Below are 14811 nucleotides of genomic sequence, written 5' to 3' on the forward strand. Positions count from 1 at the left end.
ATAGCAGAGATGGTCAGACTACCGGGACGACGGGAGCGCTCGTTCCCAAGGGTGGTGAAAGAGAGACCCTATAAATATCCGACAGCCAGAAGAAAAAATGCCAGTCAGGCTTAACTGACTGGCATTACGCCCTGATGGGCGTTTTTCTTTTACTGCAGCAAACTTAATCCTGCAATTCACCACAGAAGCGATACCCTTCGCCATGAATGGTGGCGATGATTTCTGGCGTATCCGGGGTGGATTCGAAATGCTTACGAATGCGGCGGATGGTGACATCCACGGTGCGGTCATGCGGCTTCAGCTCACGACCTGTCATCTTCTTCAGCAGATCGCCACGGGTTTGAATCTTGCCCGGGTTTTCGCAGAAGTGCAGCATCGCGCGGAACTCACTGCGTGGCAGCTTATACTGTTCACCGTTCGGGCTGATCAGTGAGCGGCTGTTAATATCCAGCTCCCAGCCGTTAAAGCGATAGCTTTCAACCGCGCGACGTTCTTCACTTGGCATCGCCAGATTCATGGTGCGCGATAACAGGTTGCGTGCACGAATCGTCAGCTCACGTGGGTTAAACGGTTTAGTGATGTAATCATCGGCGCCAATTTCCAGGCCGAGGATTTTATCTACTTCGTTATCACGACCTGTCAGGAACATCAGCGCAACGTTTGCTTGTTCACGCAATTCGCGTGCCAGCAGCAAACCGTTTTTGCCTGGCAGGTTGATATCCATGATCACCAGATTGACGTCATTTTCCGTCAAAACCTGATGCATCTCGGCGCCGTCGGTGGCTTCATAGACCACGTAACCTTCCGCCTCAAAAATACTTTTGAGGGTGTTACGCGTGACCAGTTCGTCTTCAACGATAAGAATGTGCGGGGTCTGCATGTTTCGCTACCTAAAATTTGCCAACAAATCGAAAACAGGGCGTACGATGGCTGCGTTTACTGTTCATCAAAACAGCGTGCCTAACGCAACCGGTGTACGAAATAATCTTCGGAATACACCATCCATCTATGTCAACTTCAGTGTTAGCTCAGCCAGTCAGGATGAATATTTGCGTGCCCCGTGGGTATCGGACTGGCGCTTATCCTAACCGTATTAACAGCAACCTAACAGCACCAACAACAACCGATAAGCATAAAAACAACGCTTCGTTGACTTATATCAAATGCAAGTGTAGCACGTTAACACTTTTATGAAAAACTTCTCCAGGAATGCCAGCTTAGCTCACAAAAAGCAGCATTTTTGCTACATTTTGGCTGCATAACGGTAAAACTAAAACCTGCAGGAAATAATATTTTAATAATATGAAAAACAATAGATTTATATTAATTAAGCGTGGAAATTTTAGTTATATCCCACAATATCTTCTCCCCATCGCTTTTATCCTCTTTTAACATCCTTAACATCTTATTTTCTCTTGTCCGTGCGGTTGGTATTTTTGCCACTGCATGCCAACATAGGGCGAGTTGTTAACAGTTCGATGGAAAAATCATGCATTTCCCCCTAATCCTTGTCTCACCCGCCCGTCCGGAAAATATCGGCGCGGCCGCTCGTGCCATGAAAACCATGGGTTTTAGCGAACTGCGTATTGTCGCCAGCGATGCCTGGCAAGACCCGGCTGCGCGTCGTGTTGCGCACGGTGCCGGTGAGATTCTCGATAATGTCAAAACCTACGCCACGCTAAGTGAAGCGCTGGCCGATGTCGATTTCTCGGTCGCCACCACCGCCCGCAGTCGTGCGAAGTTCCGCTACTACGCCACGCCGGCGCAAGTCGAAACCATTCTGCAGGAGAAGCGCCAGTGGCTGAGCCGAATCGCGCTGGTATTTGGTCGTGAGGACAGTGGCTTAACCAATGAAGAGCTGGATCAGGTCGATCTGCTGACCGGCATTCCAATGGCCAATGATTATCCTTCACTCAACCTCGGACAGGCGGTGATGGTGTACTGCTATCAGCTGTCGGCGCTGAATCAGGTCGCGGCAGAAGTGAAAGAAGTGGCGAACGAACACCAGCTGCAGGCGCTGCGCGAGCGCTTCCACCAGCTGCTGGTGAAACTGGAGGTGAGCGACGATGCCAAAATGGCGGACTGGATCGATCAGCGCATTGGCCTACTGGAACAGCGCGATAGCGCCATGCTGCATCGCCTGCTACATGATGTAGAAAAAAAACTTATAGATAAATAATCGGTGAATATCGTTTTTAATAGTGACTGATCGGGAAACAGGGCGATCAGTCGAACGATCCCAATATGATTTACGCGCAGACACCGAACTCTGCGCAGTCGCCTCAAAATAGCGGCTAAGACAAATTCGTTGACTTAACGTGCGCTTTGCTTTACTTCTGGAAGGCAGACGGACAAGACAAAGACAGACAGAAAAAATCTCAATGCGTAATCACAGCCTGAACACCACAATTATTATTACCACCACCATTACCACAGGTAACGGTGCGGGCTGACGCATACAGGAAAAACAAAGAAAAAAGCCCGCACCTAAACAGTGCGGGCTTTTTTTTCGGCAAAAATTCAGGAGAGCTTCAATCATGCGAGTGCTGAAATTCGGCGGAACCTCAGTAGCCAATGCGGAACGTTTTCTCCGCGTGGCAGATATTCTGGAAAGCAACGCGCAACAGGGACAGGTTGCCACCGTGCTCTCTGCCCCAGCGAAAATCACCAATCATCTGGTGGCGATGATTGAGAAAACCATTAGCGGCCAGGACGCACTGACGAATATCAGCGATGCCGAACGGATTTTTGCCGACCTGCTGCAGGGCCTGGCGGAGGCTCAGCCGGGCTTCGATTACGATGGCCTGAAAACCCGCATTGAGCTGGAATTTGCCCAGCTGAAACAGGTGCTGCATGGCATCAGCCTGCTGGGCCAGTGCCCGGATGCGGTGAATGCCGGCATTATCTGTCGTGGTGAGAAGCTCTCTATCGCCATCATGGAAGCGCTGCTGCAGGCGCGCGGCCACAAAGTCACGGTGATCGACCCGGTGGAGAAACTGCTGGCCGTTGGTCACTACCTCGAATCCACCGTGGATATCGCCGAGTCAACCCGTCGCATCGCGGCCAGCCAGATCCCAGCCGATCACATGATACTGATGGCCGGTTTTACCGCCGGTAACGAGAAGGGCGAACTGGTGGTGCTGGGCCGTAATGGCTCTGACTACTCGGCGGCGGTGCTGGCTGCCTGCTTGCGTGCGGACTGCTGCGAGATCTGGACTGACGTAGACGGTGTTTACACTTGCGATCCACGCCAGGTGCCGGATGCGCGACTGCTGAAGTCGATGTCCTACCAGGAAGCGATGGAGCTGTCTTACTTCGGCGCGAAAGTCCTTCATCCGCGCACCATTGCTCCGATTGCCCAATTCCAGATTCCTTGTCTGATCAAAAATACCGCCAACCCGCAAGCGCCCGGCACCTTAATCGGTGGGGAAGGCGAGTTGGATGAGAACCCGGTGAAAGGCATCACCAACCTGAATAATATGGCGATGTTTAACGTCTCAGGTCCGGGCATGAAAGGCATGGTCGGCATGGCAGCACGCGTGTTTGCCGCGATGTCGCGCACCGGCATCTCCGTGGTGCTGATCACCCAATCCTCTTCTGAATACAGCATCAGTTTCTGCGTACCGCAGAGCGAGCAGGCGCGTGCGCGCCGTGTATTGGAAGAAGAGTTCTATCTGGAGCTGAAAGATGGCCTGCTGGATCCACTCGATGTGCTGGAGCAGTTGGCAGTGATCTCCGTGGTCGGCGATGGCATGCGCACCTTGCGCGGCATCTCCGCCAAATTCTTCTCGGCGCTGGCGCGTGCCAACATCAATATCGTGGCGATTGCGCAGGGTTCCTCTGAGCGTTCTATCTCGGTGGTGGTGAGCAATGATGAAGTGACCACTGGCGTGCGCGTGGTGCATCAGATGCTGTTCGCCACCGATCAGGTGATCGAAGTGTTCGTTGTCGGTGTCGGCGGTGTCGGCGCGGCGTTGCTGGAGCAGCTGCATCGTCAGCAGGCGTGGCTGAAAGAGAAGCACATCGATCTGCGCGTGTGCGGTATCGCCAATTCTCGCGCGCTGTTAACCAATGTGCACGGCATCGATCTCAGCGACTGGAAAGGCGCGCTGAGCGAAGCCAAAGAGCCGTTCAATCTCGGTCGTCTGATGCGTCTGGTAAAGGAGTATCACCTGCTGAACCCGGTGATTGTGGACTGTACTTCCAGCCAGGCGGTGGCCGATCAATATGCTGACTTCCTTGCTGAAGGTTTCCACGTGGTGACGCCGAACAAAAAGGCCAACACCTCGTCGTGGAATTACTATCAGCAGATGCGTGCGGCCGCGGCGAAATCGCGTCGTAAGTTCCTGTACGACACCAACGTCGGTGCTGGTCTGCCGGTGATCGAAAACCTGCAAAATCTGCTGAATGCCGGTGACGAGCTGATCAAATTCTCCGGTATCCTCTCCGGTTCGCTCTCCTTTATCTTCGGTAAACTGGATGAAGGCGTATCGTTATCAGAAGCCACCAAAACAGCCCGTGAGATGGGCTTTACCGAACCGGATCCGCGTGACGACCTCTCCGGTACCGATGTGGCGCGTAAACTACTGATTCTGGCGCGTGAAGCGGGTCATCAACTGGAGCTGAGCGATATCGAGATTGAGCCGCTGCTGCCAGCTGAACTCACCGACATCGCTGACGTTGAGCAGTTTATGGCCCGCCTGCCGGAACTGGACGATGCTTTTGCCGCCCGCGTTGCCAAAGCGCGTGATGAAGGTAAAGTGTTACGCTTCGTCGGCGCCATTGAAGAAGGCGGCGTCTGCAAAGTGAAAATCGATGCGGTGGACGGTAACGATCCGCTGTACAAAGTGAAGAACGGCGAGAACGCGCTGGCGTTTTACAGCCGCTATTATCAGCCGATCCCGCTGGTTCTGCGTGGATACGGCGCGGGGAATGATGTCACAGCGGCCGGCGTGTTTGCCGACTTGTTGCGTACACTGTCGTGGAAGTTGGGAGTTTGATGATGGTAAAAATTTATGCACCGGCCTCAATAGGTAACGTCAGCGTCGGCTTTGATGTGCTGGGCGCGGCGGTTTCGCCGGTGGATGGCACCCTGTTGGGTGACTGCGTATCGGTTGAAGCGGCCGACAGCTTCAGCCTGGTGAACACCGGGCGCTTTGTCAGCAAGCTGCCAACCAATCCGCAAGAGAACATCGTTTATCAGTGCTGGGAACGTTTCTGCCAGGCGATTGGTAAAGAAGTGCCTGTCGCGATGACACTGGAAAAGAATATGCCGATCGGTTCCGGTCTGGGTTCCAGCGCCTGCTCGGTGGTCGCGGGTTTAATGGCGATGAACGAGTTCTGCGGCAAGCCATTGAACGATACCGAACTGCTGGCCTTGATGGGCGAGCTGGAAGGGCGTATTTCCGGCAGCGTGCACTTTGATAACGTCGCGCCTTGCTTCCTCGGCGGTGTACAGCTGATGATTGAAGAAAACGGTATCATCTCACAGGATGTGCCGTGCTTTGATGACTGGCTGTGGGTGATGGCCTATCCAGGCATTAAAGTCTCCACCGCTGAAGCACGCGCGATTCTGCCTGCGCAGTACCGCAAAGAAGATGCCATCAAGCATGGCCGTCTGTTAGCGGGCTTTATTCACGCCTGTCATACCCGCCAGCCGCTGCTGGCGGCTAAACTGATGCAGGATGTGATTGCAGAACCTTACCGCACCAAACTGCTGCCGGGCTTCGCTGAGGCGCGCCAGGCGGCTGCCGACATCGGCGCGTTGGCCTGTGGTATTTCGGGCTCCGGCCCGACACTTTTCGCCGTTTGCAACGAGATGGCAACGGCACAGCGGATGGCAGACTGGCTGAGCCAGCACTATCTGCAGAATGATGAAGGCTTCGTCCATATCTGCCGTCTTGATACGGCTGGCGCACGTAACTTGGGATAACGCATGAAACTCTACAACCTTAAGGATCACAACGAGCAGGTTAGTTTTGCTCAGGCCGTTAAACAGGGCCTCGGCTCGCAGCAAGGGCTGTTCTTCCCGCTCGAACTGCCGGAATTCGAACTGACCGACATCGATGCGATGCTGGAGATGGATTTTGTCAGCCGCAGCAGCAAAATTCTCTCAGCTTATATTGGCGATGAGATTGCCGCGCACCAGCTGGCTGAGCGCGTGAAAAACGCCTTTGCCTTCCCCGCGCCGGTGGCGAAAGTCAGTGCAGATGTGGCGTGCCTCGAACTGTTCCACGGCCCCACGCTGGCATTCAAAGACTTCGGTGGCCGTTTCATGGCGCAGATGCTCTCTTATGTGTCAGGCGCTGATGAGCAGATCACCATTCTGACCGCGACTTCAGGTGACACCGGCGCCGCCGTGGCACATGCCTTCTACGGCATGGAAAACGTGCGCGTCGTTATCCTCTATCCGCAGGGCAAAATCAGCCCGCTGCAGGAAAAGCTGTTCTGTACGCTGGGCGGCAACATTGAAACCATCGCGGTGGAAGGCGATTTCGATGCCTGCCAGGCGCTGGTGAAGCAGGCGTTTGATGATGAAGCGCTGAAGAAAGCGATTGGCCTGAACTCGGCTAACTCCATCAACATCAGCCGCTTGCTGGCGCAGATTTGCTATTACTTCGAAGCGGTGGCGCAACTGCCGCAAGAGCAGCGCAATCAGTTGGTGGTCTCCGTGCCAAGCGGTAACTTTGGTGACCTGACCGCTGGCCTGCTGGCGAAATCCCTCGGCTTGCCGATCAAGCGCTTTATCGCTGCAACCAACGCCAACGACACCGTGCCACGCTTCCTGGGCAACGGCGAATGGCTGCCGAATGCGACAGTGGCAACCCTATCTAACGCCATGGACGTCAGCCAGCCGAACAACTGGCCGCGCGTGGAAGAGCTGTTCCGTCGTAAAACCTGGCGCCTGACCGATCTCGTGTCGGGTGCGGTATCGGATGAGACCACCAAAGCCACCATGCGTGAGCTGGCGGAAATTGGCTATATCTCTGAGCCGCACGCGGCGATTGCCTATCGCATGCTGCGCGACAACCTGCAGGAAGGCGAGTTCGGCCTGTTCCTCGGCACCGCGCATCCGGCCAAGTTCAAAGAGAGCGTGGACGAGATTCTGGGTCAGGAATTGCCGCTGCCAAAAGAGCTGGCAGAGCGCGCTGAGCTGCCATTGCTGTCGCATAATATGGCGGCAGACTTCGCTGAACTGCGTAATTTCTTGATGAAGTAATGCAAACAGGCGCGCGACCATGCGCGTTTTGAAGAGTAAGGTCGCCATCATGGCGACCTTTTTTTATTTCTGTTCGTGGCGCTTAAACACCAGCTCGTTACCTTTGCTCTCATCAGCCGCAAAGAAGTAGCCATCAACATCAAACTGTTTCAGCTGCTCGGGCTTGCTCAGGCGGTTCTGAATCACATAGCGGCTCATCAGGCCACGCGCTTTCTTGGCGTAAAAACTGATCACTTTAAACTTGCCGTTCTTCTCATCAAGGAACACCGGCTTGATCAACTCACCGTTCAGTTGCTTCGGCTTCACCGCTTTGAAGTACTCATCAGATGCCAGGTTGATCAGCACCTCATCGCCTTGCTCGGCCATCGCTTCATTGAGCTTCTGCGTCAGTAAATCACCCCAGAAACCGTAGAGATCTTTCGCCGCCGGGTTGGCCAGCTTGATGCCCATTTCCAGACGATAAGGCTGCATCAAATCCAGTGGGCGCAGCACGCCGTATAAACCGGACAGCATGCGCAGGTGCTGCTGGGCAAAATCGAAATCTGCATCACTGAACGTTTCAGCCTGCAAACCGGTGTACACGTCGCCTTTAAACGCCAGAATTGCCTGACGCGCATTGTCGAGCGTGAAGGGCGGCTGCCACTGGTTGAAGCGATCGGCATTCAGATGTGCCAGTTTGTCGCTGATGCTCATTAGTGAACTGATCTGCGCCGGTGAAAGATCGCGCGCAACATCGATCAGCTGTTGTGATTTTTCTAACAGTGTTGACTGCGTAAAGCGCTGTGTCGCCAGCGGGCTTTCAAAATCCAGTGTCTTCGCTGGCGAGATAACCATCAGCATCGTGTTTGTCCTTGTTGACCCGCCTGTTTACAGGGGATTGGTGGGAATTAAGTTGCGACGAGTGTAGCAAAAAAGCTGCACGGATCGGCAAATCGCTCCCATTTGTTAGCGCTATCGTAATGAGGCACTTCGTGATGTTGCGCAGTGAATTGTGCGTGATATTATCCCAACAGCCTTTTACACCCTGACAGTCAACCTAAGAGAAAGAGAACCATGACGGACAAACTTACTTCCTTGCGTCAGCTGACTACTGTGGTCGCCGACACCGGTGATATCGCGGCGATGAAGCTTTATCAGCCGCAAGATGCGACCACCAACCCTTCTTTGATCCTCAACGCCGCTCAAATCCCTGAATACCGCAAACTGATTGACGAAGCCATTACCTGGGCACGTCAGCAGAGCAGCAACAAAGAAGAGCAGCTGGCACTGGTTTCTGACAAGCTGGCCGTCAACATTGGTCTGGAAATTCTGAAACTGATCCCAGGCCGTATCTCTACCGAAGTTGACGCACGTCTCTCCTACGACACCGAAGCGAGCATCGCGAAGGCACGTAGCCTGATCAAGCTGTACAACGATGCGGGCATCAGCAACGACCGTATCCTGATCAAACTGGCCTCAACCTGGCAGGGCATCCGTGCTGCTGAGCAGCTGGAAAAAGAAGGCATCAACTGTAACCTGACTCTGCTGTTCTCCTTCGCGCAGGCGCGTGCTTGTGCTGAAGCAGGCGTGTTCCTGATCTCGCCATTCGTAGGCCGTATCCTCGATTGGTACAAGCAGAACACCGATAAGAAAGAGTACGCTGCGCATGAAGATCCAGGCGTGGTGTCGGTGGCGGAAATCTACAACTATTACAAACAGCACGGTTATGAAACTGTGGTAATGGGTGCCAGCTTCCGTAATATCGGTGAAATCATCGAACTGGCCGGCTGTGACCGTCTGACCATCTCTCCGGGCCTGCTGAAAGAGCTGGCAGAGAGCGAAGGCGCGGTTGAGCGCAAGCTGAGCTACACCGGTGAAGTCAAAGCGCGCCCTGCGAAAATGACCGAAGCTGAGTTCTTCTGGCAGCACAACCAGGATCCAATGGCCGTGACCAAACTGGCTGAAGGTATCCGCAACTTTGCCATCGATCAGGGCAAACTTGAGAAGATGATCGCCGAACTGCTGTAAGGTGATTTGCCGTGGCGGCACCCGTCGCCACGGTTTTACGCTTTCCCCTCGCTTCCGCTTTGTATTATCCTTTTTGCATTCCCCTTCAATTGCCGCATTGCGGTCAACCACAGCGATAACTTAATGGATACTTTACGTATTGGATTAATTTCCGTTTCCGATCGTGCTGCTAATGGCATTTATCAGGATCAAGGCATTCCGGCGCTGGAAAGCTGGCTCGCCGCCGCGCTGACTACCCCGTTTGAAATCGAAACCCGTTTAGTACCCGATGAGCAGCCGATGATTGAACAGGCGATCTGCGAACTGGTCGATGAACTGTTCTGCAATCTGGTGTTGACCACCGGCGGAACCGGTCCTGCGCGCCGCGATGTGACGCCCGATGCCACTTTAGCGGTCGCCGATCGTGAGATGCCGGGTTTTGGCGAACAGATGCGCCAAATCAGCCTGCAGTTTGTGCCGACTGCGATCCTTTCGCGTCAGGTGGGGGTGATACGTAAACAGTCGCTGATCCTCAATCTGCCGGGCCAGCCCAAATCCATTAAAGAGACGCTGGAAGGGCTGAAAGCAGAAGATGGTGCAGTGAAAGTGCCAGGCATTTTTGCCGCCGTACCTTATTGTTTACAGTTACTGGAAGGGCCCTATGTGGAAACCGATCCCGAGGTGGTAGCAGCATTTCGCCCTAAAAGTGCAAGGCGTGAGACAAACGTCTGAAAATCGCCGTTTTCAGGCATAAAATCCAGCGGTGCTGGTGTGGCGAAATATTGACGGTATAGTAACTCCAGCTTTACAACCACACTGACTTTGCTTCTGGATACCGCACGACTATGGATGCACACACATCGCGCCGTCTCAACGGCCAGGATTATAAAACCCTGTCGCTGGCCGCCCTCGGTGGGGCGCTGGAATTCTACGACTTCATCATCTTCGTTTTCTTTGCTGCAGTAATTGGCGAGCTGTTTTTCCCACCGGATATCCCTGAGTGGTTGCGTCAGGTGCAGACCTTCGCGATTTTCGCCGCAGGTTATCTGGCGCGCCCTCTGGGCGGCATCATCATGGCGCACTTTGGTGACAAAGTTGGGCGCAAGAAGATGTTTAGTCTGAGCATTCTGTTAATGGCGTTACCCACGCTGGCAATGGGCGCACTGCCGACTTATGCCAGTATTGGCATCGCAGCGCCGATTTTGATGCTGCTGATGCGCGTGCTGCAGGGCGCCGCGATTGGTGGCGAAGTGCCGGGTGCGTGGGTCTTCGTGGCTGAACATGTGCCGGAAAAACGCATCGGTTTTGCCTGTGGCACGCTGACAGCAGGTTTAACGGCGGGCATTTTGCTGGGTTCGCTGGTGGCGACGGTGCTGAACACCACGCTTTCACCGGCTGCGATTCGCGATCACGGCTGGCGCATTCCGTTCTTCCTCGGTGGCCTGTTTGGTTTGCTGGCAATGTATCTGCGCCGTTGGTTGCATGAAACGCCGGTGTTTAAACAGATGCAGGAGCGTAAAGCATTATCCGAAAAGCTTCCGCTGCAGACCATTCTGACCAGCCATAAGCGCGGGATTGTGGTGTCGATGTTGGTTACCTGGCTGCTTTCGGCCTGCATTGTGGTGGTGATCCTGATGGCACCCACGTTAATGCAGAAGCAGCATGCGATTCCCGCAGCGTTAAGTCTGCAGGCGAATAGCGTTGCTACCATCATGTTGCTGATTGGCTGCGTCGTCGCTGGCTGGCTGGTGGATCGCTTCGGCGCGGCATTAACGCTGATGGGCGGTTCGTTGCTGTTGGCCATCTTCAGCTGGAACTTCTTCCATCAACTGGGTGGCTCGCCTGAGATGCTGTTCGTCTGGTACGGCCTGGCGGGATTGAGCGTGGGCGTGGTGGGTGTGGTGCCCTTTGTAATGGTCAAAGCGTTCCCGGCGGCGGTGCGTTTCACCGGCATCTCCTTCTCATACAATGTGGCCTATGCGATTTTCGGCGGTCTGACACCGATTAGCGTGACGCTGATGATGCAACTCACGCCGATGGCGCCGGCCTGGTATGTGCTGGCGTTGGCGCTGATTGGCTTGCTGGTTGGCCTGTGGTTGCAGAGCGAAAAACAGCGATCGACGCTGCTCAATCAGGTGAATGTCTAACCTAAGGCGCGTAAGCGCCTTTTTCTTTTCCGCATTTTTTTAAAATTATTTTAGTTTTAACCCTTGATGCGCTCTGAAGCGGCCCCATTTACTTGTCATCGAGTGATGTCAGGCAGCAAAAAAAGCCTGTCACAGCAGTTGAAAAGGGTCAGTTTGACCGCACATCTGCTAACAACGCTAATTGACAAAGAATTTAAGTGGGAGACGTTTAGATGGGTAAGATTATTGGTATTGACTTGGGTACAACCAACTCATGTGTTGCGGTTATGGATGGTGGTAAAGCACGTGTGCTTGAAAACGCCGAAGGCGATCGCACCACACCGTCAATCATTGCATATACACAAGATGGCGAAACTCTGGTCGGTCAGCCGGCTAAACGTCAGGCGGTGACTAACCCGCAGAACACCCTGTTCGCGATCAAGCGCCTGATTGGCCGTCGTTTCCAGGACGAAGAAGTGCAGCGTGATATTAAAATCATGCCTTACAAAATCATCGGTTCTGATAACGGTGACGCATGGTTGAACGTGAAAGACCAGAAAATGGCACCACCGCAGATCTCTGCTGAAGTGCTGAAAAAGATGAAGAAAACCGCGGAAGATTTCCTCGGTGAAGCGGTAACCGAAGCGGTTATCACTGTTCCAGCTTACTTCAACGATGCACAGCGTCAGGCAACCAAAGATGCCGGCCGTATCGCGGGCCTGGACGTAAAACGTATCATCAACGAACCTACCGCAGCCGCACTGGCTTACGGTCTGGATAAAGGTCAGGGCAACCGTACTATCGCGGTATATGACCTGGGTGGTGGTACTTTCGATATCTCTATCATCGAAATCGATGAAGTTGATGGCGAGAAAACCTTCGAAGTACTGGCGACCAACGGTGATACTCACCTCGGTGGTGAAGACTTCGACAGCCGTCTGATCAACTACTTAGTCGCGGAATTCAAGAAAGATCAGGGCATCGATCTGCATAACGATCCGCTGGCGATGCAGCGTCTGAAAGAAGCGGCTGAAAAAGCGAAGATTGAACTGTCTTCAGCGCAGCAGACCGACGTTAACCTGCCGTACATCACTGCAGATGCAACCGGTCCTAAGCACCTGAACATCAAAGTGACCCGTGCGAAGCTGGAATCACTGGTTGAAGATCTGGTGACCCGTTCTATCGAGCCACTGAAAGTTGCTCTGCAGGACGCTGGTCTGTCTGTTTCTGATATCAACGACGTAATCCTCGTTGGTGGCCAGACGCGTATGCCAATGGTTCAGGCCAAAGTCACTGAGTTCTTTGGTAAAGAGCCACGTAAAGACGTGAACCCGGATGAAGCCGTTGCTGTAGGTGCTGCGGTTCAGGGTGGCGTGCTGGCAGGTGAAGTGAAAGACGTTCTGCTGCTGGACGTGACTCCACTGTCACTGGGTATCGAAACCATGGGTGGCGTGATGACTGCGCTGATTAGCAAGAACACCACCATCCCAACCAAACACAGCCAGGTGTTCTCAACCGCTGAAGATAACCAGTCTGCCGTGACCATTCACGTGCTGCAGGGTGAGCGTAAGCGTTCAGGTGATAATAAATCTCTGGGCCAGTTCAACCTCGACGGTATCCAGGCTGCACCGCGCGGTATGCCGCAGATCGAAGTGACCTTCGATATCGATGCCGATGGTATCCTGCACGTGTCTGCGAAAGACAAGAACAGCGGTAAAGAGCAGAAAATCACCATCAAAGCTTCTTCAGGTCTGAACGAAGAAGAGATCGAAAAAATGGTGCGTGACGCAGAAGCGAATGCCGAGTCTGACCGTAAGTTCGAAGAGCTGGTGCAGACGCGCAACCAGGGTGACCAGATTGCGCATAGCACCCGTAAGCAGTTGGACGAAGCCGGTGACAAACTGTCTGCTGAAGACAAAGCACCGATCGAGTCTGCGCTGACCGAGCTGAACACCGCGCTGAAAGGCGAAGATAAAGCAGAAATCGAAGCCAAAATGCAGGCATTGATGGAAGTCTCAAGCAAACTGATGGAACTGGCGCAGCAGCAAGGCCAGGCGGGCGCAGCAGATGCTGGCGACGCTTCAGCGAAGAAAGATGACGATGTTGTCGACGCTGAATTCGAAGAAGTTAAAGATAAAAAATAATTGCCCCTGACCGGGCGCGACGGCTGGCCTGACAGCCGTTGAAACCAGCACGGGCGTAGGAGATCTCTCCACGCCCGTGCGATCATGTTAAGGGCAGAACAAAATGGCTAAGAGTGATTTTTACGAGATCTTAGGCGTCTCTAAATCCGCAGATGAGCGTGAAATCAAAAAGGCCTATAAGCGCCTGGCGATGAAATACCATCCGGACCGTAACCCGGACAATAAAGAAGCCGAAGCTAAGTTTAAAGAGATTAAAGAAGCCTACGAAGTCCTGACCGATGCGCAGAAGCGTGCGGCCTATGACCAGTACGGCCATGCAGCCTTTGAACAGGGTGGCATGGGCGGTGGTGGATTCGGTGGCGGCGGCTTTGGCGGCGGCGGTGCTGACTTCAGCGATATCTTTGGCGACGTATTTGGCGATATCTTTGGTGGTGGACGCCGTCAGCGTGCTGCCCGTGGCGCCGATTTACGCTACAACATGGAGCTGTCGCTGGAAGAAGCGGTACGCGGCGTGACCAAAGAGATCCGCATTCCTACCCTGGAAGAGTGTGATGTCTGCCACGGCAGCGGGGCTAAAGCGGGTACGCAGCCACAGACCTGTTCAACCTGTCATGGTGCGGGTCAGGTGCAGATGCGCCAGGGCTTCTTCACCGTACAGCAGGCGTGTCCGACCTGTCACGGTCGTGGTTCGGTAATCAAAGATCCGTGCAACGCCTGTCATGGACATGGTCGCGTTGAACGCCAGAAAACCTTGTCGGTGAAAATCCCGGCAGGCGTGGATACCGGCGATCGCATTCGTCTGAGTGGCGAAGGTGAAGCGGGTGAACATGGTGCACCAGCAGGCGATCTGTACGTTCAGGTCTCGGTGAAGAAACACCCGATCTTCGAGCGTGAAGATAACAATCTGTACTGTGAAGTGCCGATCAACTTCGCGATGGCGGCATTGGGTGGCGAGATCGAAGTGCCTACTCTTGATGGTCGCGTGAAGCTGAAAGTGCCGTCTGAAACGCAAACCGGCAAGCTGTTCCGCATGCGCGGTAAAGGTGTGAAGTCGGTGCGTGGCGGAGCCGTTGGCGATTTGCTGTGCCGTGTGGTAGTGGAAACGCCAGTTAGCCTCAACGACAAACAGAAAGCGTTGTTGCGTGAGCTGGAAGAGAGCTTTGGCGGCCCAACGGGTGAGAAAAACAGCCCGCGCTCTAAAAGCTTCTTCGATGGTGTGAAAAAGTTCTTTGACGATCTGACCCGCTAATCGGGTAAGTGGTTCACAATGAAGCGGGGAGGCGACTCCCCGCTTTTTTTATGGCTGTAATTTAATAGATCGTTATTACCGATCTAT

The 14811-nt window shown here is 53.9% G+C and carries 13 protein-coding genes and 1 other annotated feature; of the genes, 11 read left to right on the forward strand and 2 right to left on the reverse strand.

All coding sequences use genetic code 11. From position 1 onward, the window contains the following. Nucleotides 1–114 (forward strand): hypothetical protein (locus tag FD744_RS25715; RefSeq protein WP_237449408.1); only part of this gene is annotated, 114 nt, incomplete at its 5' end. Nucleotides 115–163: 49 nt separating this feature from the next. On the opposite strand, the gene arcA is transcribed toward FD744_RS25715, so the two are convergent. Continuing rightward, entirely contained in the window at nucleotides 164–880 is a 717-nt protein-coding gene (gene arcA, locus FD744_RS23720; protein WP_034826183.1) for a two-component system response regulator ArcA, read from the reverse strand. Nucleotides 881–1489: 609 nt separating this feature from the next. Here arcA and FD744_RS23725 point away from each other — a divergent pair. The 5 genes from FD744_RS23725 (at nucleotide 1490) to thrC (ending at nucleotide 7219) form a co-directional block, all read left to right on the forward strand. Continuing rightward, the gene (locus tag FD744_RS23725) at nucleotides 1490–2179 is read left to right on the forward strand and encodes a tRNA/rRNA methyltransferase (protein WP_038649173.1); all 690 of its coding nucleotides are present in this window, start codon (nucleotides 1490–1492) and stop codon (nucleotides 2177–2179) included. Nucleotides 2180–2381: 202 nt separating this feature from the next. Next, nucleotides 2382–2453, forward strand: coding sequence for a thr operon leader peptide (gene thrL, locus FD744_RS25445; protein WP_128601299.1), 72 nt, complete (start codon nucleotides 2382–2384; stop codon nucleotides 2451–2453). After that, nucleotides 2389–2511 (forward strand) — a sequence feature (Thr leader region). (Overlaps the previous gene by 65 nt.) A 26-nt stretch (nucleotides 2512–2537) precedes the next feature. Continuing rightward, a complete protein-coding gene (gene thrA, locus FD744_RS23735; protein ID WP_160869754.1) occupies nucleotides 2538–5000 on the forward strand; it encodes a bifunctional aspartate kinase/homoserine dehydrogenase I in 2463 nt (820 codons plus the stop codon). Between the two features lie 2 nt (nucleotides 5001–5002). Then, nucleotides 5003–5932 (forward strand): homoserine kinase, encoded by a 930-nt coding sequence (gene thrB, locus FD744_RS23740; protein WP_034827133.1) that lies wholly within the window; start codon nucleotides 5003–5005, stop codon nucleotides 5930–5932. 3 nt (nucleotides 5933–5935) lie between these two features. Further along, the gene (gene thrC, locus FD744_RS23745) at nucleotides 5936–7219 is read left to right on the forward strand and encodes a threonine synthase (protein WP_160869756.1); all 1284 of its coding nucleotides are present in this window, start codon (nucleotides 5936–5938) and stop codon (nucleotides 7217–7219) included. A gap of 63 nt (nucleotides 7220–7282) precedes the next feature. Here thrC and yaaA read toward each other — a convergent pair whose 3' ends face one another. After that, nucleotides 7283–8059 carry a peroxide stress protein YaaA gene (gene yaaA, locus FD744_RS23750; protein WP_160869758.1) on the reverse strand — a complete coding sequence of 259 codons (777 nt, stop codon included), beginning with the start codon at nucleotides 8057–8059 and terminating at the stop codon, nucleotides 7283–7285. 213 nt (nucleotides 8060–8272) lie between these two features. Here yaaA and tal point away from each other — a divergent pair, with 213 nt between their 5' ends. The 5 genes from tal (at nucleotide 8273) to dnaJ (ending at nucleotide 14724) form a co-directional block, all read left to right on the forward strand. Then, nucleotides 8273–9226 (forward strand): transaldolase, encoded by a 954-nt coding sequence (gene tal, locus FD744_RS23755; protein WP_034826122.1) that lies wholly within the window; start codon nucleotides 8273–8275, stop codon nucleotides 9224–9226. A 123-nt stretch (nucleotides 9227–9349) separates the two neighbouring features. Continuing rightward, nucleotides 9350–9937 (forward strand): molybdopterin adenylyltransferase, encoded by a 588-nt coding sequence (mog, locus tag FD744_RS23760; protein WP_038649159.1) that lies wholly within the window; start codon nucleotides 9350–9352, stop codon nucleotides 9935–9937. Between the two features lie 113 nt (nucleotides 9938–10050). Further along, nucleotides 10051–11352 carry an MFS transporter gene (locus FD744_RS23765; RefSeq protein ID WP_160869760.1) on the forward strand — a complete coding sequence of 434 codons (1302 nt, stop codon included), beginning with the start codon at nucleotides 10051–10053 and terminating at the stop codon, nucleotides 11350–11352. 212 nt (nucleotides 11353–11564) lie between these two features. After that, nucleotides 11565–13475 carry a molecular chaperone DnaK gene (gene dnaK / locus FD744_RS23770; RefSeq protein ID WP_034826116.1) on the forward strand — a complete coding sequence of 637 codons (1911 nt, stop codon included), beginning with the start codon at nucleotides 11565–11567 and terminating at the stop codon, nucleotides 13473–13475. A 103-nt stretch (nucleotides 13476–13578) separates the two neighbouring features. Beyond that, nucleotides 13579–14724, forward strand: a complete 1146-nt coding sequence (dnaJ, locus tag FD744_RS23775) for a molecular chaperone DnaJ (protein WP_034826114.1) — start codon at nucleotides 13579–13581, stop codon at nucleotides 14722–14724. The last annotated feature ends 87 nt before the right edge of the window (nucleotides 14725–14811 follow it).

The sequence above is a fragment of the Pantoea sp. Taur genome, from assembly GCF_009830025.1.
In the GTDB taxonomy this organism is placed as follows: domain Bacteria; phylum Pseudomonadota; class Gammaproteobacteria; order Enterobacterales; family Enterobacteriaceae; genus Pantoea; species Pantoea communis.